The organism is Solitalea canadensis DSM 3403 (assembly GCF_000242635.2).
Classification (GTDB): Bacteria; Bacteroidota; Bacteroidia; order Sphingobacteriales; family Sphingobacteriaceae; genus Solitalea; species Solitalea canadensis.
Genome location: NC_017770.1, coordinates 1,255,523 through 1,277,938 on the forward strand (window position 1 = coordinate 1,255,523; position 22,416 = coordinate 1,277,938).

Genomic DNA, 22,416 nt, shown 5'->3' on the forward strand with positions numbered 1-22,416 from the left:
GTTTCTATAAAAAGAACGGCAAGTGAGAATATTCTCGCCTGCCGTTTCTATTTTTTTAATAAAATAGGTTAAAGAAGTATGCGTGCTAACAAAAATCCAGCGGCGACTGTAACACCTACGGCTACTATTCCCGGTCGCATGAAACTATGATTCAGCAAATATTTACCAATTTTAGTAGACCCCGTTTTATCAAACTGAATAGCTGCCAGCAGTGTAGGGTAACCTGGTAAAAAGAAATCACCGTTAACAGCCGGATACATAGCAATTAAATGAGGAGTCGAAATGCCCAATGTTACGCCCAATGGCATTAATGCCCTGGTAGTAGCAGCCTGGCTAAATAACAGCATTGAAAGTACAAAAAGCGCAATGGCAAAGGTCCAAGGATAGTTGGTAACCATATTGCCTAAATTGCTTTCAATTAAGGCTGAATTAGCGGCCATAAAAGTGGCACTCATCCAAACAACCCCAAAAACAGAAATAGTTGCCTGAGCTCCGGCACTGAATAATGAAGCTTTCGCAACTTCAGCAGAAGATGTTTTAGTAAGCATAATAATTAATGCTGTTACAGAAAGCATAATGATCTGAATCATTGCCGCCATACGAATGCTGCCGTTCGCTCCAACCACCATATTCGGTTTAAAACCTTCTACATCAGCAAAATTTGGCATAATGGCAGGGAAAGCACCCACTATAATGATTAATAACACTCCCAATGCAAATAATAATACCGATAATTTTGCGCCAGGTTTTAAAGGTGCGGCAGAGGAGGTGTTGCTCTCTTCGAGTTGTTTTACAAATTCAGGATCTTTTAGTTTTTCCAGGAACTCAGGATCTTTATCAAGGTCTTTTCCCATCCGCAATACAGAAAGTATACCCGCAAAGATGCCTATGAGTGAGGCGGGAATAACAACCTTTAAGACATCGGTCATCTGAAAACCATTATCTCGCACAATAGCAACCATGGTAGCCGTTGCTGCAGATACCGGACTCGACGTAAGTCCTAAATGGGATGCAATTACGGATATACTAAGTGGCCTTTCAGGCCTGATCCTCTTTTTAGCTGCAACCTCTGCAATGATCGGAAGGATGGAGTAGTTAATATGTGCCGTTCCTGCGAATAGGGTAAACGCAAAAGTACAAAGTGGTCCCAGGAAGGTGATTTTTTCCGGATTTTTTCTCAGGATCTTTTCTGCGATGTTTACAAGATAATCCATCCCCCCAGCTGCTTGTAATGCTGCTGCAGTAGATACAACAGAAAGAATAATCAACATCACCTCAATCGGAGGCTCTGCCGGTTGCATGTGAAATAATAAAATAAAGATCAGCATGCCGATCATTCCCATCACGCCCAGTCCAATACCCTTAATGCGCGATCCTATTAAGATTGCTACGATTAGAATCGTAAATTGTATCCAAATCATATAGTTTAGTTTTAGATAAATATGGTTTCTATTTAGAGGCTATTGCCGAAAGTTTTTCGGTATTAGTAATTAAGATGTTTCCTTTTTTTATTGCGATCAATTTCTCAGTTTTAAAATCGCTTAATGTCCGGATCAAAGATTCAGTGGCCGTTCCGGCGATTGAAGCTAATTCGTCTCTGCTGATGGTAATTTCAAATGGTTTACTCTTATCCTGATGGTATTTGTTGTCAAGGTTAAGTAATGCTCTGGCCACTTTTTCACGTAAGGAGTCATAAGCAATTCCGACCATACGGTTTTCTTTCTCAGTGAGGTTTTTAGCCAGCATTCTCACAAATTTGTTGATAAGCAAAGGCGTGCGGTTAAATATATCCTCAGCTTCTTGTCGGGGGATCAAGGCCAGTTCAGCGTCTTCCATAACAACGGCCGTTGCCATGTAGCGTGTTTCCTGAAGCATAGCAACATACCCAAAGAAATCACCTGCATTATACAAGCCTAAAACAAGACTTTTGCCATCCTCATGCGTTTTAGTGGTTTTTATCTTTCCTGATAGAATGTAATAAAGGAACTTTGGTGTGTTTCCCTCTTCATACACAACTTCTTTTGCAACAAGCCTGATCGTTTTTCTGTTTTTGATCAGGTTGTTGATTTCCTCTGTCATATGATCATGAATGGCTACCAATGAATGCTCGCTTAACATCGATGCTTCTTTTTTATAGATCATATGTTTTTGAAGCCTATTTTCAACCACCATTATGAGCTCTTTGCTGTTAAATGGACGTAGTAAATAATCATCAGATCCCATAGTCATGGCCATTCTGAATTCCTTGGCATTGAATTTATCAGCAAGAAATACAAATGGGGTTGTTTGAAGCTTTACTTCTTTACGAATCATGTGAAGTATGCCAAATCCGTCGATCACTTTTGTTTTAACCTCACATAAAATAAGATCGGGATGTAAGGTAGTGGCAATTTCAATAGCATCTTTTCCATTTTTGGCAATTGTAACCTTGTAATTTTCAAGAAGCAGAATGGTAGTAATAGTTTCATCCGTATCCTTTTGATTGGTTACAATTAAAATTTTATGCATAATTAGAAAACTGCTAAATACAACAGAGAATTTTGCTACTGATTTTTTAAATTACAAATTTCTGGTCAATAGTTTTGGTAGAAATTAAAATTGTATTGAAGGATATCTGCAACAGGTATGGTCATTGGTTATGATCAGTCCTATTTTTAAATTGAGGCGCACAAAAACTCAATAATAAAATCGAATATGTTTAAATCGGTGTTGGTTATTTTAAGGAGTTATCGCAAACATTTGATAATAAAAAATAAGCTGATTATTGATGGCTTGTTGTGGTTATGGAATGGAAACTGACATTCATTTGAAATTCAAAAACAAAGGCCAAACGAAAGTTTGGCCTTTGTTTTTGAATTAGGATTGGTTTATAATGAATTGTATTTTCTGTTGGAAAGCATCCATGAAGCACATTGATAATAAGCAATTGTTTTCTTCAATGCTTCGTTATCAGTAATCTTTTTCCCTTTGCTGCCGTCATTATAGTTTGGAATATATTGCTCCGAATGTTTAACGGGCTCTAATACCGATAGCGTATCGGTACTCATATAACCTAAACTTTGATAAGTACTTACGAACGCGCGTGCTCTGCTCGGTGCCGTTTGGAAAATATCCTGACCAAAGAATTTGCTTCTGTAATCCATGTTCAGTAATCCTAAAATGGTAGGAGCAACATCAATCTGTGCCATTAAACGATTTTCTTTTCGTGGTTCAACAAACCCTGGTGAATAAATCAGGCATGGAATATGATATTTATTGATCGGTAAATCAGTTTTTCCTGCACTCGATGCACAATGGTCGGCAACAATTACAAAAATGGTGTTTTTAAACCACGAATGTTTTTGTGCTTGTTTAATAAACGACCCAATCGCATAATCGGTATACTTTACACCACCTTCACGACTTTGTGAACTGGAAGGAATATCAATACGTCCATCAGGGTAAGTGAATGGACGGTGATTACTAACCGTCATAATGTGTGTGAAGAAAGGTTTGCCCTTTTGTTCATTCTTATCCAGTACATTTAATGCAAGGGTAAACAGATCTTCGTCGGCAACGCCCCAGATGTTTTCATAATGAATTTTTTCTGGTGGAATAGCACTTCTGTCAATTACTTCATAACCGTTATTTCCGAAGAACTCTTTCATGTTATCGAAATAACTGTAACCGCCATACACATATTGAGTGGTGTAACCTTTACTTCTTAAAACAGACCCGATGGTAAACATATTACCATTATTAGGGCGTTTCACCATACTTTGTCCGGGAGTAGGGGTAATACCCATTGAAAGCGCTTCCAGACCTCTTACTGTACGAGTTCCACTTGCATACAGATTGGTAAATACCAAACTATGACTTGCTAATGAATCAAGATTAGGCGTAATGTTTTGCGTATTGCCGAATGTTTTTAAAAATTCGGCACTTAAGCTTTCAACGCTTATTAATACAATATTTTTCTTGTTTTCAGGAGTATTATAAGTTATGTCACGCTCAATATTGAACACATCATCACTTATAAATTTTGCATTCGGAGCAGCTAATTCACCTCTCAAAATTGCAAAAGCTTCTTTATCCGGAAGTTGTTTGTAGAATTTGTTATAATCCAGTTCATTGTTCTGAAATGCAACTCCAAATTGATACAAACCATTCCCAGCTAGCTCATTTGCAAATGTGTTTGAACTAAATGAACGCCAATCGCTGTTTACCAGAAAATAGGAAGCTAAAGGCCAAGCTAATAGGGCAACACCTATGAGGCTTCGTTTTAAAACAGTAGATGGAGCAGTAACGCTGCTTAATAATGGTTTGCGAATAAACCAGAAAATAGCCAAGCTGATAATGCTGATTCCTGTTACTAAGGCCGGTAGTGGGTATGATTCTTTTATATTTCCAACAACTTCGTTCGTATAGATCAAATAATCAACAGCAATAAAGTTGTAGCGAGTTCCGAATTCATTCCAGAAAAACCATTCACTTACTCCGTTGAAAACCAGTAGCCAGATAACAACAATAAAATCAATGGCTAAAACTGCTTTTCTCCACTTTATCCTAAAGCTTTCTCCTTTTTTCCATAGTAAAACAAAAATACCTAGTCGTACAACTACATACCCTACTACTATTTTGTAGAGTAATTTGTTGAAATCTGACGGAATCAAGTTGGTAAACAGCATAATTCCGATGAATAAAAGAATTGCTCCCAGCAGTACATAGATGTAAGGTTTTTTGTAAACACTGTCATTGTAAAGCCATGTGTACAAAACAAAAGGAACGATGGCAAATGAAGCCATACATAAATCATACAACAAACCCCAGCCAAAAACTCCGAAAATGGAGCCACCGGAAGAAGATAAATCTGTAGTTGGATGAAAAATCAGAACCGTTCGGGTAATCATTGATATGACAACGATCAGCGTAACTAACAATAGAACGGGAGTGAAACGCTTGGATGATTTTAACATTAGTGATTAATAGTTTTAAAGTGGTTATTGTATACCAACCTTTCAATTGGTAAAAGTGGTTTAAGATTATGAAGGAATACTGAAGTTGGTTAGTTATAATGTCACATAATTGTCACGTATACGCATTACAGGTAGGGATGTTACAAAAAGGTTAAATAATTGTATTCTTTTTATTAATTATTAAATAGCTGTATGGTAATAATTTAGGAAGGATTATTCGTAGAACGAATTGAATGTTTGACCATTTTGGTCAATTGTTATAACAATAACACTTAAAAATGATACTTCTATAAATGATAATTAGATAAAAGAACTTTTTTGAATGGAACACTAACTGATTTTTCTTTATTATAAATGAAAATCTTAATACGATTATTTTAAGTTAACAACAATGGTTGCTCCCAATGTATTGTTTTGATAAGTTGGTACAATAATAGTTTTGCCAGGTTTGTCTTTAAATAATGTGCGTTTTATACTTGGGTAAACCCAATAGGCCAATTTAGTAGAAAGTATGCCGATTCCGGCCCCGGCAACCACATCACTGAACCAGTGTTTGTTGTTATACATGCGAAACGTTCCTGTGGCTAACGCTACACTATAACCTGCGATACCATACCATGGCGATTGATCTTTATATTCCTGGCGCATAAACTCAGCTGCGGCAAATGCGGTTGCTGTATGTCCTGATGGAAACGAATGAAAGTTGGATCCGTCGGGACGTAATTCATGAGTTAATGATTTTACCGAATAAACCGTGGTGCTCATAAATGCAGTTGATAATAAATAGATCATTGTACGGTCCCTTAAAGTATTCTTGCCCTTTATATTCATGGCGTTTAAACCATAAACAGCAACAGCCGGAGCAAACTGCATGTAATTATCTACTGAAGTGGCAAAATAGGGATGATGTTCTCCAATTTCTTCTTTTGTTTCTAAATTGATGCCTATCAACTGTTTATTTTCCAACGCATAGAATCCGTATCCTACCATTAAACCAGGTAATGCTATTGACATGGTTTTAGCGAGATGTGATGACTGTTTGGGTAATGGATTATTATTTGCTTCCTCCATTATACTTCTTTTAAATGCAGTTGTATCTGAAAACTGTGCAAAAGCTGTATTTACTGCTGTCAGTATCAAAATCAGTTGAATGCTTAGGCTTTTTTTCATTGTTACTATTTTTTAAAGATTAAAAAGTTTTTAATCGTATGCTTAAATTGATAACCCGTCCATCTATCGGGGCCCATAAAGGCTTAAAAACTGGGCTAGTTATTGTTCCTGTGTATAATGATTCGTAATTATCCTGACGGTAATCCAATAAATTTTCTGCGTTTAATACAAGGCTTATCATGCTGCCAAGTTTTCGCTCAACCATTGCTGCCATGAACATATAACCAGGCGTCTTACTTTCATTATCCCGAAATTGAGAACCAGTATAAGAACCTTCAATTCCGAACCTCCACTTGTGTTCAAACTCTTTCATTACTGTAAAGGCTAAGCGATTTTTGGGAGTTAATGGCATAGATTGGTTTTCCTCTAAATATTTGCGTTCGGCTATGGTGTATGTATAACCGGCATACACCTCCCAATCGTGTAAATTAAGCTGTACATATGTATCAATTCCTTGAGTTAAGATCGGCTTATGCATATTATTGAAAACAACATCATTATTTGGTTGAACTGTTGCTACAACGGGAGTATTTATCTGAGTTAGAAAGAATGCCTGGTTAATGAAAATCGATGAATGAGCACCCAATTCTTTTTTAAAATTAAATTCAGCATTATATCCGATTGACTTTTCTGCTTTGATCTCAGTGGGTAATGGCTGGATATTTTGGATGGAATAATCAACGTTTTGAGGCGCGAGCGGATCCGGAGATTTGTAACTGAAACCCACACCTAATCGTGTGGCCCAAGCTTCATTAAATCGATAGAAGAGCGCCATTCGTGGCAAAACGAAATTGCCATAGTTGTTTTGATGGTCGGCTCTTAAACCCACTTCAACAGTTGTGTTATTGCTAATAAACGCTGTAAATTGAGCAAACCCACCAATGGTATTGTTTTGATAATCGTTTAATGCTATTTGGTCGGAAGGCAGCTTTTTGAATTGTTCGCTGGTAACATTAATACCTGTAACCAAACTGTTTTTTTGCCATGGAATGAGTAATGAAGCTTCTGTATAATAGCTTAATTGTCTGCCTTTAAAGTAAAAATCAGGTTCATGAATTCCTCGCGTAAACGAACTTAAACTGGCTTTTATGGTTAGTCGTTGATGATTGTTGAATAAATGTTCAAGTGAAAGCTCACCACTGTTCCGGCTGTTCTCATTCTGTTCATAGTATTGATGTAAAGCGTTTATGTTATTAGCGAGTACTTCCATATCGCCACCCATGCGATTTTCGATCGTTCCTGTATAGCCTGCAATTAAGGTTGTTTTATCATTAGGATAGATAAATATCCTTGGATGCAGAACAATAGAATTGAGCTTGGGGACATCTGAAAATCCATCTTTACTTACATCTTTTGCAGCCTGATGATTAAGTCCAACGAAAAAAGTATAGCCAAACTTTCCGAAACGTTTAGCCGCATACATGTTCACATTGCTTTCTTGTAAAGTAGTGTGATTTAGCGTAACTACAGCTTCCTGTTGTGTTAAAGGTTGTTTAGAGATAAGATTGATTAATCCTCCAATTGCGCCACTACCGTACAAGGTTGAAGCGCAGCCTTTAATCAGTTCAATCTGTTTAAGGTCGAGTGGGGGAATTTGCATTACACCAAATCCTCCTGAGAATCCGTCGTATAAAGGCATTCCATCTCTTAACAATTGGGTATAACGACCATCTAGTCCTTGTATTTTTACATTAGAATTGCCCGTTACGGCCGAAGATTGTTGAATCTGGATACCACTTACATCTCCTAAAATACTGGCAATATTCCCTGGTTTAATTGTGTTTTCCTCATTCATCTCTTCTGGTCCCAACACTTCTACTTTTAATGGAGAGTTTTCAATTCTCGAATTAGTACGGGTTGAAGCGATAACAACTACTTCTGCTAATTCTGTTTCTTTTACATTTAGTAAAATTTCATGTACGGTGGTGTCAGGTAAAGTAATTTGAAGGGTTGATGATTCATATCCTTCATTCGTGAAAACAATCCTTTGATTTCCGGTTTTAAGATCACTGATGTAAACTAAACCACTATCGGTACTTAAAGTGCTTTTACCACTATTGGTAGTTACCGATACATTTTCAATAGGCTGAAGCGTGCTTTTGCTCTTAATAATGGCTTTAAAAACGCACTGTGCTTTGCCACTTATGCTAAATGCTACTAACGAAAGAAAAATGATCAGCCTTTTCATTTATTGTTTTAATTATCAATAAAATAAAGGCTCAATTCTGAAGAAATATTGGAGATTAAGCGAAGATAAGGTTGAAGATATTAACTAAAAGAGATATGAAAGACATGCTGATTATCAATAAAAGCATAGTTGTATTTTAATCCGGCTAGTTCACAAATTTGTTTAACAATGGAAAGTCCCAGTCCATTTCCTTCTTTTACGGTGTTCTCATGCCTGTAGAATCGCTGAAATACCATCTGCTGGTTAAGTTTGCCAACTAATGAAGTATTGGAAATGATGAATGAAGCCTGATTCAATGTAATATTGATCTCACCCCCTTCATAATTATATCTTATGGCATTATTTAGCAGGTTGCTAATCAATACTTCCGCAAGCAAAACGTGAAATTTTATTTCTACCGGTTCAATGGTGGTGGTTATTCTTATTGCACTGGCTTCAATAATATCACTCAGTTCAATCAACTTTTGAATTAAAATTATATCGAATTGAACATTCTCATTTAATTTAAAGCTGTTGTTTTCAATTTTTGTTAACAATAAAAGAGATTGATTGAGTCGTGTTAGCTTATTAACAAATTGTTCTATTTCAATTACGGGTTGAATGTTTTCTTTTAAAACGGTTTCATTTTGCATTAACACTTCTAATTTGGAGCGAATTACGGCCAAAGGTGTTTGCATTTCATGAGCAGCATTTCCGGTAAATTCTTTTAAAATTGTGTAATCATGTTGAACCCGGTCAGTCATATTACTTACACTGTTGTTTAGCAATGAAAATTCGTCAATGTCGGTTGTTGCTAGAGTTAATTTAGTATTAGTTGATAAGTCGTACTTTTTTATCTCCTCAATGCTTTGATAAAAAGGCTGCCATAATCTTCTCAAAACGGTTCGGTTGATCAGATAGGCTGCAAGCAATATTAAGGCTATCATAACAAAAGTGACCAAAATGATAAGCCGAAGTAACTCTTCTGTTTCTACCTGGGACTTGCTAACAACCACCTGGTAATCCTTTTGAGCTATATTAATGCTAAAAATCAACTCTCGGCGGTGTTCGTGCTTGTCATTTTTGGGGTCATCAATTTTCACAGAACGAAATCCACTGAATGCTATCGGACCCTGTAATTCGGAATACACCACCGATTGATCATTTGCCTGTAAAACCTCCGGGAAATACTTATGTTCCCTGGCATACTGGATAATTTCTTGTTGCTCAGTAGTTAGTGTATTATCCAGCTGTTGAAGTAAAATGTAACTGAGTATAAAATAAAAAGATACACTGCCTGCAATGAAAATAAGAATCGTTACAGCAATGTTAATCCGGTTATATTTTTGTGCAAGTTTCACTATTCAATAAATTTGTAGCCCACACCATAAACACTGTGTATGTAATCATTTGCCCCAGCCAGAATAAGTTTTTTGCGTAGATTTTTGACATGAGTATAAATGAAATCAAAGTTGTCGGCAATATCCATATCGTCGCCCCATAAATGTTCGGCTATGGTTGTTTTAGATAAAACTCTGTTTTTGTTAATAATAAAATAAAGCAAGAGGTCATATTCTTTGCGTGTTAATATTAGCTCCTGGTTGTTAATGTAGACCATACAAGATTGTGTGTCTAAGGTAATTTCATTAAAAGTGAGATTATTGCTGCCATTCATGCTTTTACGGCGAATAATAGCTGCTATGCGCATGCTCAGTTCTGATAGATGAAATGGCTTGGTAAGATAGTCATCCGCTCCTAATTGAAATCCGGTTAGTTTATCATCCAGTTCATTACGGGCAGAAATGATGATAACACCGTCGGTTTTGTTTTGGGTTTTCAAGTGCTGCAATAATTGTAAACCGCTACCTCCCGGAAGATTAATATCCAGTACTATACAATCATATTCATAGAAATTTATTTTCTCCAGTGCATCATGGTAGTTAGTGACGGTTTCACATAAATAGAATTGTGATGTTAAGAACTCCTTGATGCTCTGATTCAGGGCCGGCTCATCTTCAATAATCAATAATTTCACTATGTGTCATTTTGTAGGAGATCAAATTAATAAAAACCACAGACTTGAAGGGCATATAAATTTAATGTAGGGTAAAAATTGAAAAAGCCATTTCCTGTGAAATGGCCTTTTCGTTCCAATTAATGAATGAGCGTTAAAATGTTATACAATAGTTTTTATTTAATCGGCAACAAATATCGAAAAATTGAGTTCCTTGCTTTATTCGAAAATACCAGATTATTAACCAATTAGTTCTTTTTTATTGTGTTGTAGCTTACTTAATAAACGATTGTTGTATTTTCTTGGGTCGGGTGTCCTACACAAACCAAAATTTTACCGTTTTTGATATCCTCATCAGTTAAAACCTCATTGTAATCAAATCGTACTCCGCCACTTGTACAAGTTGCCATGCATGTACTGCATACACCTCCACGACAACTGTAGGGTAATTCAATATTTTCTTCTAATGCAACATCCAAAATAGTTTTGTAGTAAGGTACTTCAATTTCATGGATGTTTCCGTGTAGATCAATCTTAACTTTATAGGTGTTGGTATCCTTTACCAATTTTTCGGTATCGTCATCTTCATCACCTTCATCTTCTTCAATAAAAAATGTTTCCCTTCTTACTTGCGCTTTATCAAATCCAATACCCAGTAAAGTCATACGACAAACATCCATATAATTCATTGGTCCACAAGTGTAAAATAAGGCATCTTCCTTATTAAAGGCTAAATGTTTGTGTACAATATCTTGAATAAGCATGGAATTTAATCGCGCCATCATCAGGTTTTGCGACTCACTGAATAGAAATAGGATCTTTAACCGTTCAGGATACCTGGTCTCCCAATCCTTTAATTCTTCATAAAACAAAGTGCTTGTTACAGAGCGGTTACTATAGGTCAAAATGATTGTTGAACTACTTTCACTAGTAAGTGCTGTTTTAAGAATAGAAAATAAAGGGGTGATTCCAACTCCGGCCGCAAATAAAAAAATGGTACGTTCTTTATCAGGAATAGGAGAGTAGGTAAATATTCCGTTCGGGTAAAGCGAAGTAACAATGTCGCCAACCCTTACTTTATGGTGCAAAAAGCTAGATAATTCACCATTGTCAACTCTTTTTATGGCTAATTGAATGGGTTCATCAATAGCAGGTGAACTTAAAATCGAATATGATCTTCGAACTTCCTTACCTCCGATAGTAAAGATCAGTGATAAAAATTGTCCTGTAAAATAAGGTGGTTTTATACCATCAACTGGCTCAAGTGTGAGTAATACGATGTCGTTTTTTTGTTTGGAGACTTCAGTAATTCTGAATTGTAGTTTATCCATTCGTTAAAAATAAGAAAACCTCACCCTAAATCCCTCTCCTAAAAGAGAGGGACTTTTGAGACAGTGCTTAATTGTTAATTTATAGCATTTAATTGATTCATGCACCTCACTAAATTAACTATTTCGAATACTTCTTCTACTATTCCGTGTTTCCTTTATGCTCCAACATATTCACCATGCAAACATTCAGAGCGCTCCCTTCTCCTTCAGGAGAAGGGCCGGGGATGAGGTCCTTTCCTCACCCTTTTTTCAACGTAATCACCGTAATTTCAGGCTTTATCCCAACTCTTCCGGGGAAGGCAAGGAATCCGAAGCCTCGGTTTACATATAAGTACTTTTCACTTTTTTCGTATAAGCCAGCCCATTGAGGGTAAATATATTTGATTATGCTCCATTTAAACCAGGGAAGCTCTATGCCAAACTGCATTCCGTGCGTATGTCCGGAGAGTGTTAATTGTATTGATTTAGGATGAACAAGTGTTTCAGCCTCCCAGTGAGACGGATCATGAGATAGCAATATTTTAAAGTTTTCTTCTTCCACATTGGATAAGGCTTTATTTAAATCGCCATACTGATGAAAGCCACGGTTACCCCAATTCTCTACGCCAATTAGCGAAATTGAGTGCCCGTCTTTTTTGATTTCAATGTGTTCATTTAGTAATAGCTTGAATCCAATTTTCCTTTGAATTTCCTTTAAGCGAATGAGATTGTTGATTTTATCGGTTTTATTTTCCCAATGAATATAATCGCCGTAATCATGGTTGCCAAGCACAGAATACTTTCCTAGTGGAGCGTTAAGCCTCGAAAAAGTACCTATCCACCTGTCGAGTTCTGAAGCCTGATTATTAACCAGGTCACCAGTAAAGAGGATGACATCGCTATTTTGTTGATTCACCAGGTCGATGCCTTTTTCAACAGCTTTTTCGTTGTCGAAACTTCCTGCATGTATATCAGAAAGCTGAGTGATCTTAAAGCCATCGAAGGCTTTTGGTAGATTCTTAAACGTTAGGGTAACCTTTCTTACGGTATAATCATATTTCCCTTTTATCATTCCGTAAACGATGCTAAAGAAAGGTATGGATGAAATTCCTAATACCATCAGGCTGATAATATTTCTTCTTCCGGTAAACAAATACCCAGCATCACCAGTCAATAAATTAATACCAGCACTAATCAGCCTTCCAACATCTTCCAATAACAATAGAGGCGATGCTATTAATTTAGGAATGAGTGACAGTACCATCAAACCAATAGCCCAATGAATGTTCTTGGAATTGCCGGCCTTTAATTTTCCGGTAAACGCTATAAGCAGTATAAAGGAAATAAGTGTAGCCTCAAACAGCCAATACGTAGCGTAAATAATGTAGCTTAATGTTGAATCAAGAGGCACAGCAGCTGTATGCACAGCCTGAAAAAAGTAAATATCTATAAGCAGCCAAAGAAAAACAATTGGCAACAGTCGGTTAATCATTTTGAACTATTTTTTAATCAATTTATTCAAGTTGTTAGTTTTTACATAAGATATCCCGGTTCATCAAATTCACAACTTAATCATTCAATAACGATTTAAGTACCATTAAGTTTTAAAAGAATCAGGTTATAAACAATTAAATCCACAATCAATAATTCAATATACGCCAACACATAACCCGCAACTCTCAATCCGTAACCCGCAACCCGTAATCGGTCAAAATAAATCATAGCATTACTAGCAGCAAAAACTTTACTTTTGTAATTCTCTTTAAAAACTGATCAGTGTCATTAGATAAATTAAAATTAAACAAACAACTGGTAACCGCGATGACCGAAGCGGGATTTTTGGCGCCAAAAGAAATGCAGCTGAAGGTTGTATCACGTATTATTGGCGGACAAGATGTTATTGCAATCGGTCCAGAAGGAAGCGGCAAAACCACAACCTATATTCTTGGTATTTTAATGCGTCTTAAATATGCGCATGAAGAAGCTCCACGTGCATTAGTTCTTGTTCCGGATGCCGACCGAATTGAAGCCGTAACCGATCAGTTTGCCTTGCTTAATAAAAGTAGTTTACGTGTAGTCGGCTTTTCACCTTTAGCAGGTATTCAATCGCAAATGGATGTACTTGCAGACGGCTGCGATATTGTAGTAACCACGCCCGATCGTGCCCGCGCCCTGTACATGAAATTAGGGCTGAATCTTAACCTGATTCAGACGTTTATTCTTGATGATGCCGATCTAATGATCAAGAATGGATATCAATTGCCTGTAAGCGAATTAGCAAGAAGTATTGTTAAATGCCAGCATTTAATATTTACCGAAGTGTTACATGGTAAATTGGAACAGCTGATAGAGCCGTTCATGAATTTACCTGCTACAATAGAGATTACAGAGCTAAAGGAACCGGATGTTGCCATTATTCCGCAGATTTTGTACAAAGTATTAAACTTTAAAACAAAGCTCAATTTGTTAAATCTATTGATGCGGGATGATGATTATTTTAACAAGGTTATTGTATTTGTAAATACCCGTTTAACAGCACAAAAATTATTTAAAAGTCTTGATAAACGTTTGCATGACCAGGTAGCGCTATATAAACCTATGTTCTTTGATCAGCCAGGACTAAAGTCTGTGGACGAATTCAGGGAAAGTGATGCCCGAATCTTCATCATTGCTAATGAAGATGTAGAAAAAGTAGATTTGAGTGAAATTCCGTTTATCCTGAATTTTGATCAACCGGAAGAAAAAGAAGTTTATATTTCCCGTATAATAAAAAATGAAGGAAATGCAGAAACACTGGCCATCGCTTTCGCTACTGACATTGAATTAAGTTTGATTACAAAGATTGAACAAGCAACCGGACAATTAATGGAAGAGGTAGAGCTTCCGCTTGGTCTGATTATTGAAAACAACCCTGATAAGGAAAAGGTGGCTCAGAAAAAAGCTAAAAAGGAAAAAGCCGTTGACGAGCAAAGAGGGGCAGCGTTTCACGAGAAAAAAGCAGAAAACGCTAAAACTTATAATTATAGCTCAAAAGAAAAAGCAAAAATGAAGTATAAGAAGAAGTGATAAAAGCTTAATTAGCGCTTTTTATAATTTTGGGAGTGTTAAGCATAAATTATAATATGAGCAAAAATCGCCTCGTTCAGTTCGGGAGAGATGATTTAAATACTAGCACTAACTGCGGGAGAACTGTACGTAGCGACGGCATTTTTTGCTTACTTTTTTTTGCTGAAGAAAAAAGTAAGTCTCGCTGAAAGCGACGGGAGAAGTTAATTCACCAAAACTGCATTTATTGCATTAATCGGCCATTTAAGAGTTGTTAAATCGCAACACATTGTTAGTTGCATAGCAGTAAATAAAAACAATAACTGATTATGCTAAAAAGAAACTTCACTTTCATGAAGCGCATAGAAAACCGGCTTGCTATCCGGTTATTCTTTGCGCTTTTGTTTTTTGTCTCAACAGTTGAAGCTCAATATAAACCAGATATTGAACTTAAGGAATTGTTTAAAGATGTGCAGTTGGGCAGGGTATTCAATGATTCGAAAACATTTGCTGATTGTACACCTCGTTTTGCAGTTGATTCGATCTTAAGTAGCTATCATCTTGAAAAACTGAAATCCGGATTTGATCTTAAGACTTTTGTTGAAGCGAATTTTATACTACCTGTAAAACCACAGCCATCGATAGATAAAAAAGAGTTTCCTACAATTGATGATCACATAAATGATTTATGGAAACAACTGGAACGCCCGGCAAGTAATTCGAAAGGTTCATTAATAGGGCTTCCTTATTCATACATAGTTCCGGGAGGAAGATTTGGAGAAGTGTATTACTGGGACAGCTATTTCACCATATTGGGACTAAAGCAAGCTGGAAGAAATGACCTGATCAAAAACATGATTGATAATTTCACCTACCTAATACATCAATATGGTTTTATACCTAATGGTAACCGGAGTTATTATTTGAGTCGTTCACAACCGCCTTATTTTTCAATGATGGTTGAATTGTTGGCAGAAAGTGAAGGAGATACAATTTATACACATTACCTGCCGGCATTATTAGTTGAATATAATTTTTGGATGAAAGGATCAGATCGGCTTAATTCACAAAAAAATGCGATTGATAGGGTGGTTCGGTTGTCGGATACTGAAATTCTCAACAGGTATTGGGATAATTCAGCAACTCCGCGTCCTGAGTCTTATAAAGAAGATGTAGAGACGGCAACCGGTAAGAAGAATCCTGAGCTGGTTTTCCGGAATATTAGGGCAGCTTGTGAGTCGGGTTGGGATTTTAGCGCCCGGTGGTTTAAGGATGGGTTAACGTTAGAAAGCATTCATACAACAGACATCATTCCTGTTGACCTTAATTGCCTGCTTTATATGCTGGAGAAAAATATTGCTAAAGCTTATAATTTGATGAATAATGCAAACGAATCTGGTGTCTATAATCAACGAGCAGCGAGAAGAAAAGCTGCAATCTTAAAATACTGCTGGAATGAAAAAATGGGTTTCTTTTTAGATTATGACTTTCTTGAAAGGAAGAATACAGCTATAGAATCTCTTGCCACAGTTTATCCATTATATTTTAAAATTGCCACAACAGAACAGGCCGAAAAAGTAGCCCAAAAGATAGCACAACATTTTCTTTTTCCGGGTGGACTAATTACCACTTTAAAACTTACAACTCAGCAATGGGATGCACCCAATGGATGGGCTCCATTACAATGGATGACTTATAAAGCATTAAGAAATTACTCATTTGATTCATCTGCAGATACTATCAGAAAGAGGTGGATGCATACAGTTGAAACTCAATACAAAAGTTCTGGAAAACTACTCGAAAAGTATAATGTATTATATCCTGAAATTCCGGGTGGAGGAGGAGAATATCCTTCACAAGATGGTTTCGGGTGGACTAACGGTGTATATCTGCAAATGAAATCAGAGAAGTAAGAATCTGTGTCTCCAAATAACTTTGTCAAAAAGCAGTTATAGTTAGTTCTTAGGAGAAGCCGTTTTTACTAGCATTCCATTTACCACTTCCTTAAAATACCTTCCGTTATAAGGCCCAAACCAATTCATTTCACGTGTTTCGGCGCGTACACTGTCGTAATAAACATCGGGTGTTATGTAACCCACATACGCTCCGTTGAAAGAGGTAATAAATAAGTTCTTCTTCTTCGTGGAAGCAATAGAATCAGAAGAGCTTACCATTTCTCCAGAGTAATCACATGGTGTTCCTATCCAAACTATATCACCAATTCTTAAGGAATTAATACCAGGCGATTGCTTACCCATCAGCCAATTAAATACCCATGGCCTAATTCTCAGATAGTCATTGATCCGTAATTGAGGATCCCTTAATAACAAGGGCAAATAGCTTGATGATAAATAAGATGATGTATCTGTTTTTAATTGGTAAATGTTTTGACCAATTAAGCTGTCGAGATCACTGGCAATAACTTCAGCTCTTTTGAACTCATCATACTGATTAACGGTAGGTCGCATGCTTCCTACGGCACCTGCAAAAAATCCGGCAAAGTTGCATAAGCCTTCTTTTTCCAGGTTTTTAGCCAGCATTCCCGGATAATCACAACTAATGCTATTGTTTTGCTTGGAAATACAAGTTGCATGAGCAGAATAAGTTATCAAGAATGCAGACTCATTCTTCTCATTTTCAACCTTCATTACCCTTAAGTAAGGATCTTCAGGTGCTTGTTCGCCCCATAAACGGTTGGCTACATATTCGCCAGCATTGATTTTAAGGAAGCCTATTTTACATGGAGAGGCTTTTTCAAGAGCACTTTTAACGCTTTTAACGGTCGCATCTGCAATTTTTGTAATCATTTTAGGATTTTCAGGACCGGCCATTGCTCTTCCCCCCAATCCACCTGCCCAACCTCCAGCGCTACTATGAGAATGAGTAGCACCTAAATAAATATCTTCACGGTTAAATCCTAATTTTTTCAGTGCCGGAACAATTTTTTCAGTAACCAATGGAGGTACAATCAATAGATCCATGGCTATCATAGCCACTTTTTTCTTCCCATTATCGAATACTATCGTTCTTACAAAAATACTATCATGAACCGAGTCAGCTTCATGTTTTCTGATCCCATAACCTGCAATATAAATATCAAAGTCGGGTGAAATGTTTTCTTTGCTCCAGCCACTTTTCAGGTTGTTTCCATATCCTCCGTTAACTTTTAAGTTATTTAGCGCCTTAATAGTTTTGGGGTAAAAATGGGTTTCTTCTAAAGGACGATGATCATTAACAGTTAATAGGCAAACGGCTAATAGTAAAAGTATGAATGTAACTATCGAGAGTATTTTAATGAGTTTTTTCAAGTCGAAAAGAGTGATCTTGTGTAATTACTATGAAACGCAAAGATAACTTTTATGTTTGAGCGACATAAGTCAATGGGAATATAAAAAGCCGCTAACCATTATTCACCATTTTAGTCAGCGGCCTGGCTTCTAACCTATGAGATCTTCTATGCTTTTTGTAAGTTAACGTTAGAAGAGAGCGATTAGAATAATAACAATTTACGAAAAAAAAGCGATTTTGGATGTATTGTAAGGCTAAATCCACGCCAGTTATTAAAATGTTACAAATGTCGTCTTTATCGTTAGATGATTTTGGAATAAAAGAATTTGGGTAAATTTGCCTTATTACAAAATTGAATCATTGTATTTATTATAATTGATTAATGAGCAATAACTATAGCTATCCGGAGCTAATTCAGGAAAAAACTACATTAATTCTCCACACGAAAAGGTTGATCTTAGCACCTTTTACATTGGAACTTGCTCAAGCGGTTGATGAAGGTTATTATGATGAACTTATTAAAGCCGGGTATAATTTAGGATTTGGCTGGCCTGATGAAGAAACGTTAGAGACTATCCCTAAAATCATTAAGAATATTGAGGTAGTGGGGGAGCCTACCGGATTTGAATCATGGATGATTATTAGGAAAGATAATAATTCGATTATTGGAGATATAGGATTTAAAGGTATACCAGCTGATGATGGAGTTATTGATATTGGATATGGAATCATTGAAGCAGAACGCAAAAAAGGCTTTGCGGTTGAAGCTGCTCATGCTTTGATAGAATGGGCGATAGAACAACCTCAGGTAAGGCTAATTACTGCCAAATGCCTAACCCATAATTTTGCCTCACGCAAAATACTAACACGTGTTGGCTTTATTGAAATAAAAAAAATTGATGGAATCATTTATTGGGAATGGAAGGGAAAAGGGATTAGCAAATGAGAAAAGGGATTTAGCAAATAGTACATCCTCTCAAATCCGTTGGTTGAAACCAACGGCAATGAAGTCTTTTCTAATTTGTTATCATGCAAAAACTTTATTGCCGTCAGCTTTAGCTGTATTATACTATTGTTATTTTATCATGCAAAGACTTCATTGCCGTCAGCTTCAGCTGACGGAGAGATAGATAATTCTCCTCATAAATATTATTCCTCACAAACATTACTCTTCATAAATAATTCTCCCCACAACTATTCCCATTTAATAATATCGTCAATCCATAAACTAATCTTTTCATAGTATTCAATTTATAATTCATGATTTTTTTCTGAGAGATGGGTTTATCTCTGTTTTACTTGGTGGTAATGATTAATATGTTGGTACAGAGCGATCTGTGGTGATTTTTTGCCTAACGGATAGTATTTCAGGAAAAGGTTAGTGTATATGCTACACTTTTGTTACCTTGACAATCTGATATTCTCAAAAAATCAATTTAAAATTACAGCAGTAATATCAGGTAACGACCAATTTAAGCAATGACACCTGAACTGTCGTTGTTAACACTAATTCTACTACACGTTATGAATAAAAGAGTAACTCTTGCGGCTATTTTTGCAGTAACCTGTCTTACGACGCAGGCTCAGCAAAAATTTAACTCAAATGGTAAAAAAGTAACTGTCTACACCACTGCTCAGCAAACGGATCTTCGTCTATCAGAAAACGGTAAGCTTGATTTTCAGACATTCCCTCAACCGTTGGAAACACAAGTTTTTGTATTGTTAGATCCTTCAAAGACTTTTCAAACAATTGAAGGAATTGGAGGTGCATTAACGGATGCTTCTGCGGAGACGTTTGCAAAGCTTCCTGCTGCTGTTCAAAAAGAGTTCCTAACCGCATATTACGATAAGGATAAAGGAATTGGTTATACCTTGGCACGAACCAATATTAATAGCTGTGATTTTAGTAGTGGAAGTTACACTTACGTAAAAGATAATGATACTGAATTAAAAACATTCGATATTGCTCACGATAAACAATATAAAATTCCCCTGATCAAACAAGCTACTGTAGCAGCAGGAGGTACATTAAAATTATATGTAAGTCCGTGGAGTCCACCTGCATGGATGAAAGATAATAACAATATGCTGCAAGGAGGAAAGCTACTTCCTCAATACCGACAGTCATGGGCAAACTATTTTGCAAAGTTCATCAAGGCTTATGAAGCACTAGGGATTCCTGTTTGGGGATTAACCGTTCAAAACGAACCTATGGCAAAACAGACATGGGAATCATGCATTTATACAGCAGAAGATGAACGTGATTTCATCAAAGGATATTTAGGCCCAACTTTGCATAAAGAAGGATTAGCAAGTAAAAAATTAATTGCCTGGGATCATAACCGCGACCTTATTTATCAGCGAGCAAGTACTATTTTAAATGACAAAGCTGCTGCAAAATATGTTTGGGGAATTGGGTTTCATTGGTATGAAACATGGAACGGTGGGGTAATGCAGTTTGATAATGTTAAAAAAGTGAATGAGGCCTATCCTGATAAACAGTTAATTTTTACAGAAGGATGCAAAGAGCTGTTCGATATTACGAAAGTGGACGACTGGACACTGGGTGAACGCTATGGCTATTCAATAGTTAACGACTTTAATAGTGGCACCGCTGCGTGGACAGACTGGAACGTTCTTTTGGATGAAACCGGTGGTCCTAACCATGTAAAGAACCTTTGTTTTGCACCAATTCATGCTGATACCAAAGCAGGTAAACTTATTTATACTAACGCATATTACTACTTGGGGCATTTTTCAAAATTTGTTCGTCCAGGGGCGAAACGCATTGCGAGTTCATCCAATCGTGATCAGCTGTCGACTACAGCTTTCATCAATCCTGATGGGAAAATAGCCGTAATTGTTTTAAATCGCTCAAATGACCAATTGGCTTACAATTTAGCCATAGAGGGTAAAGCAGTGGCTACAACCAGTTTACCGCATTCAATAACAACATTTGTAATCGAATAATTTTTCTTGCTATTGAGCAGGTGAAATTCATATAAGAAGTTTAATTTTTTGCATGAAAGCTATGAGGCTTTCATAGGAAGGTTCAAAAATGAAAGTAATTATTAAAGCATGTTTGGCAACCGCAGTCTTAACAAGTGTTGCAACGTTAGGTTTTAGTCAGAAGAAAGGTATTGAAAGCTGGATTACCAGCCCCGAGAAATCCATTTTGTTTGAGAAACAAAAGGAAAATGTAAGTTTTGGAAAAAATACCAATGATTATCCGACGATTGATGTAAACGCTAAACAAACCTATCAATCGATGGATGGGTTTGGTTACACTTTAACAGGAGGAAGTGCCGGACATTTTTTGAAAATGAGCCAATCTGCGCGGACAGCCTTGTTAAAAGAACTTTTTGGTACGGATGGTCATAATATTGGTACTAGTTTTCTTCGTGTAAGTATTGGAGCATCCGATTTAAATGAAAAAGTCTTTTCATATAACGATTTGGCAGCAGGAGAAACAGATCCGGCAATGAAGAAATTTGATTTAGGGCAAGATAAAAAAGATGTAATTCCGGTGCTGAAGGAAATCCTGGCTATTAATCCTAAAATTAAAATATTAGGCTCGCCATGGTCGCCACCTACATGGATGAAAACCAATAACGATACTCGCGGTGGCAGCTTAAAACCGGAATGGTATCAGGCCTATGCTTTGTACCTCGTTAAATATGTGCAGGCCATGAAAACGGAGGGAATTAATATTTATGCGATTACCGTTCAGAATGAGCCATTGCATCCGGGAAATAATCCAAGCTTGTTGATGTTAGCTCCTGACCAAGCCATCTTTGTTAAAACCGCTTTAGGCCCTGCATTTGAGAAAGCCGGAATTAAAACAAAAATTATTTTGTACGATCATAATTGTGATCGCCCAGACTATCCGATTTCTATCATGAACGATCCTGAAGCAAAAAAATATGTAGACGGATCAGCATTCCATTTGTACGGGGGTAAAATTGACGCGTTAACAGAGGTACATAATGCACACCCTGATAAAAATCTCTACTTCACGGAACAGTGGGTAGGTGCGCCAGGCAATCTGAAAGAAGAACTTGATTTTCATATAAAAGATATGATTATCGGAGCCCCTCGTAACTGGAGTCGTACAGTTTTAGAATGGAACATTTCCAATAACCCTCAAAATACACCTTATACCGACAGAGGTGGTTGCGACAGGTGCTTGGGGGCAGTAACAATTGATAATGATAAAGTGACTAGAAATCCGGCATATTATACCATCGCGCATGCAGCTAAATTTGTTCGTCCGGGATCGGTTCGTATTGCTTCAAATACATCTGAAGAACTTCCGAATGTGACCTATAAAACTCCGTCAGGAAAATATGTAGTGATAGCATACAACAATAAATCGGAGGCTCAAACATTTAATATCAGGTTTAATAATCAGATTGCTACCTTAACCCTGGATGGAAAAGCTGCCGCAACGTATGTTTGGTAACAGTT

The 22,416-nt window shown here is 36.8% G+C and carries 16 protein-coding genes; 5 read left to right on the top strand and 11 right to left on the bottom strand.

Annotated features, from left to right (window positions below; translation table 11 throughout):
- Window positions 1–68: 68 nt before the first annotated feature.
- The 10 genes from SOLCA_RS05170 to SOLCA_RS23725 all read right to left on the bottom strand — a co-directional run bounded on the left by SOLCA_RS05170 (window position 69) and on the right by SOLCA_RS23725 (window position 13,338).
- On the bottom strand, window positions 69–1,421 hold the full coding sequence (locus SOLCA_RS05170) for an anaerobic C4-dicarboxylate transporter family protein (protein WP_014679392.1): 1,353 nt from the start codon (window positions 1,419–1,421) through the stop codon (window positions 69–71).
- Window positions 1,422–1,449: 28 nt separating this feature from the next.
- On the bottom strand, window positions 1,450–2,508 hold the full coding sequence (locus tag SOLCA_RS05175; protein ID WP_014679393.1) for a cyclic nucleotide-binding domain-containing protein: 1,059 nt from the start codon (window positions 2,506–2,508) through the stop codon (window positions 1,450–1,452).
- Between the two features lie 359 nt (window positions 2,509–2,867).
- Entirely contained in the window at window positions 2,868–4,955 is a 2,088-nt protein-coding gene (locus tag SOLCA_RS05180) for an LTA synthase family protein (protein ID WP_014679394.1), read from the bottom strand.
- 372 nt (window positions 4,956–5,327) lie between these two features.
- A complete protein-coding gene (locus SOLCA_RS05185) occupies window positions 5,328–6,125 on the bottom strand; it encodes a phosphatase PAP2 family protein (protein WP_014679395.1) in 798 nt (265 codons plus the stop codon).
- Window positions 6,126–6,144: 19 nt separating this feature from the next.
- Window positions 6,145–8,313 (bottom strand): TonB-dependent receptor plug domain-containing protein, encoded by a 2,169-nt coding sequence (locus tag SOLCA_RS05190; protein WP_014679396.1) that lies wholly within the window; start codon window positions 8,311–8,313, stop codon window positions 6,145–6,147.
- An 80-nt stretch (window positions 8,314–8,393) separates the two neighbouring features.
- The gene (locus SOLCA_RS05195) at window positions 8,394–9,653 is read right to left on the bottom strand and encodes a sensor histidine kinase (protein WP_014679397.1); all 1,260 of its coding nucleotides are present in this window, start codon (window positions 9,651–9,653) and stop codon (window positions 8,394–8,396) included.
- Window positions 9,653–10,327 (bottom strand): response regulator transcription factor, encoded by a 675-nt coding sequence (locus SOLCA_RS05200; RefSeq protein ID WP_014679398.1) that lies wholly within the window; start codon window positions 10,325–10,327, stop codon window positions 9,653–9,655. The genes SOLCA_RS05195 and SOLCA_RS05200 overlap by 1 nt, the downstream gene beginning before the upstream one ends.
- 257 nt (window positions 10,328–10,584) lie before the next feature.
- Entirely contained in the window at window positions 10,585–11,637 is a 1,053-nt protein-coding gene (locus SOLCA_RS05205; RefSeq protein ID WP_014679399.1) for a ferredoxin--NADP reductase, read from the bottom strand.
- 238 nt (window positions 11,638–11,875) lie between these two features.
- Entirely contained in the window at window positions 11,876–13,108 is a 1,233-nt protein-coding gene (locus SOLCA_RS05210; RefSeq protein ID WP_014679400.1) for a metallophosphoesterase, read from the bottom strand.
- A 95-nt stretch (window positions 13,109–13,203) separates the two neighbouring features.
- Window positions 13,204–13,338 (bottom strand): hypothetical protein, encoded by a 135-nt coding sequence (locus SOLCA_RS23725; RefSeq protein ID WP_014679401.1) that lies wholly within the window; start codon window positions 13,336–13,338, stop codon window positions 13,204–13,206.
- Window positions 13,339–13,392: 54 nt separating this feature from the next.
- Here SOLCA_RS23725 and SOLCA_RS05215 point away from each other — a divergent pair, with 54 nt between their 5' ends.
- Window positions 13,393–14,682, top strand: coding sequence for a DEAD/DEAH box helicase (locus SOLCA_RS05215; RefSeq protein ID WP_014679402.1), 1,290 nt, complete (start codon window positions 13,393–13,395; stop codon window positions 14,680–14,682).
- A gap of 332 nt (window positions 14,683–15,014) precedes the next feature.
- Window positions 15,015–16,574, top strand: a complete 1,560-nt coding sequence (gene treF / locus SOLCA_RS05220) for an alpha,alpha-trehalase TreF (RefSeq protein ID WP_157604670.1) — start codon at window positions 15,015–15,017, stop codon at window positions 16,572–16,574.
- A gap of 42 nt (window positions 16,575–16,616) precedes the next feature.
- Here treF and SOLCA_RS05225 read toward each other — a convergent pair whose 3' ends face one another.
- Window positions 16,617–17,969 (bottom strand): neutral/alkaline non-lysosomal ceramidase N-terminal domain-containing protein, encoded by a 1,353-nt coding sequence (locus tag SOLCA_RS05225; protein ID WP_014679404.1) that lies wholly within the window; start codon window positions 17,967–17,969, stop codon window positions 16,617–16,619.
- Window positions 17,970–18,331: 362 nt separating this feature from the next.
- On the opposite strand from SOLCA_RS05225, the gene SOLCA_RS05230 reads away from it, so the two are divergent.
- The 3 genes from SOLCA_RS05230 (at window position 18,332) to SOLCA_RS05240 (ending at window position 22,411) form a co-directional block, all read left to right on the top strand.
- On the top strand, window positions 18,332–18,895 hold the full coding sequence (locus tag SOLCA_RS05230) for a GNAT family N-acetyltransferase (RefSeq protein WP_014679405.1): 564 nt from the start codon (window positions 18,332–18,334) through the stop codon (window positions 18,893–18,895).
- A gap of 578 nt (window positions 18,896–19,473) precedes the next feature.
- A complete protein-coding gene (locus SOLCA_RS05235) occupies window positions 19,474–20,919 on the top strand; it encodes a glycoside hydrolase family 30 protein (RefSeq protein WP_157604515.1) in 1,446 nt (481 codons plus the stop codon).
- 88 nt (window positions 20,920–21,007) lie between these two features.
- Window positions 21,008–22,411, top strand: a complete 1,404-nt coding sequence (locus SOLCA_RS05240) for a glycoside hydrolase family 30 protein (RefSeq protein WP_014679407.1) — start codon at window positions 21,008–21,010, stop codon at window positions 22,409–22,411.
- The last annotated feature ends 5 nt before the right edge of the window (window positions 22,412–22,416 follow it).

Excerpts from the sequence above, each read along its gene's own strand:
- SOLCA_RS05185 (WP_014679395.1), bottom strand. The coding sequence starts at position 6,125 with ATGAAAAAAAGCCTAAGCATTCAACTGATTTTGATACTGACAGCAGTA.
- SOLCA_RS05190 (WP_014679396.1), bottom strand. The coding sequence starts at position 8,313 with ATGAAAAGGCTGATCATTTTTCTTTCGTTAGTAGCATTTAGCATAAGT.
- SOLCA_RS05205 (WP_014679399.1), bottom strand. The coding sequence starts at position 11,637 with ATGGATAAACTACAATTCAGAATTACTGAAGTCTCCAAACAAAAAAAC.
- SOLCA_RS05240 (WP_014679407.1), top strand. The coding sequence starts at position 21,008 with ATGAAAGTAATTATTAAAGCATGTTTGGCAACCGCAGTCTTAACAAGT.
- SOLCA_RS05235 (WP_157604515.1), top strand. The coding sequence starts at position 19,474 with ATGAATAAAAGAGTAACTCTTGCGGCTATTTTTGCAGTAACCTGTCTT.
- treF (WP_157604670.1), top strand. The coding sequence starts at position 15,015 with ATGAAGCGCATAGAAAACCGGCTTGCTATCCGGTTATTCTTTGCGCTT.
- SOLCA_RS05170 (WP_014679392.1), bottom strand. The coding sequence starts at position 1,421 with ATGATTTGGATACAATTTACGATTCTAATCGTAGCAATCTTAATAGGA.
- SOLCA_RS23725 (WP_014679401.1), bottom strand. The coding sequence starts at position 13,338 with ATGATTTATTTTGACCGATTACGGGTTGCGGGTTACGGATTGAGAGTT.
- SOLCA_RS05210 (WP_014679400.1), bottom strand. The coding sequence starts at position 13,108 with ATGATTAACCGACTGTTGCCAATTGTTTTTCTTTGGCTGCTTATAGAT.
- SOLCA_RS05180 (WP_014679394.1), bottom strand. The coding sequence starts at position 4,955 with ATGTTAAAATCATCCAAGCGTTTCACTCCCGTTCTATTGTTAGTTACG.
- SOLCA_RS05175 (WP_014679393.1), bottom strand. The coding sequence starts at position 2,508 with ATGCATAAAATTTTAATTGTAACCAATCAAAAGGATACGGATGAAACT.
- SOLCA_RS05230 (WP_014679405.1), top strand. The coding sequence starts at position 18,332 with ATGAGCAATAACTATAGCTATCCGGAGCTAATTCAGGAAAAAACTACA.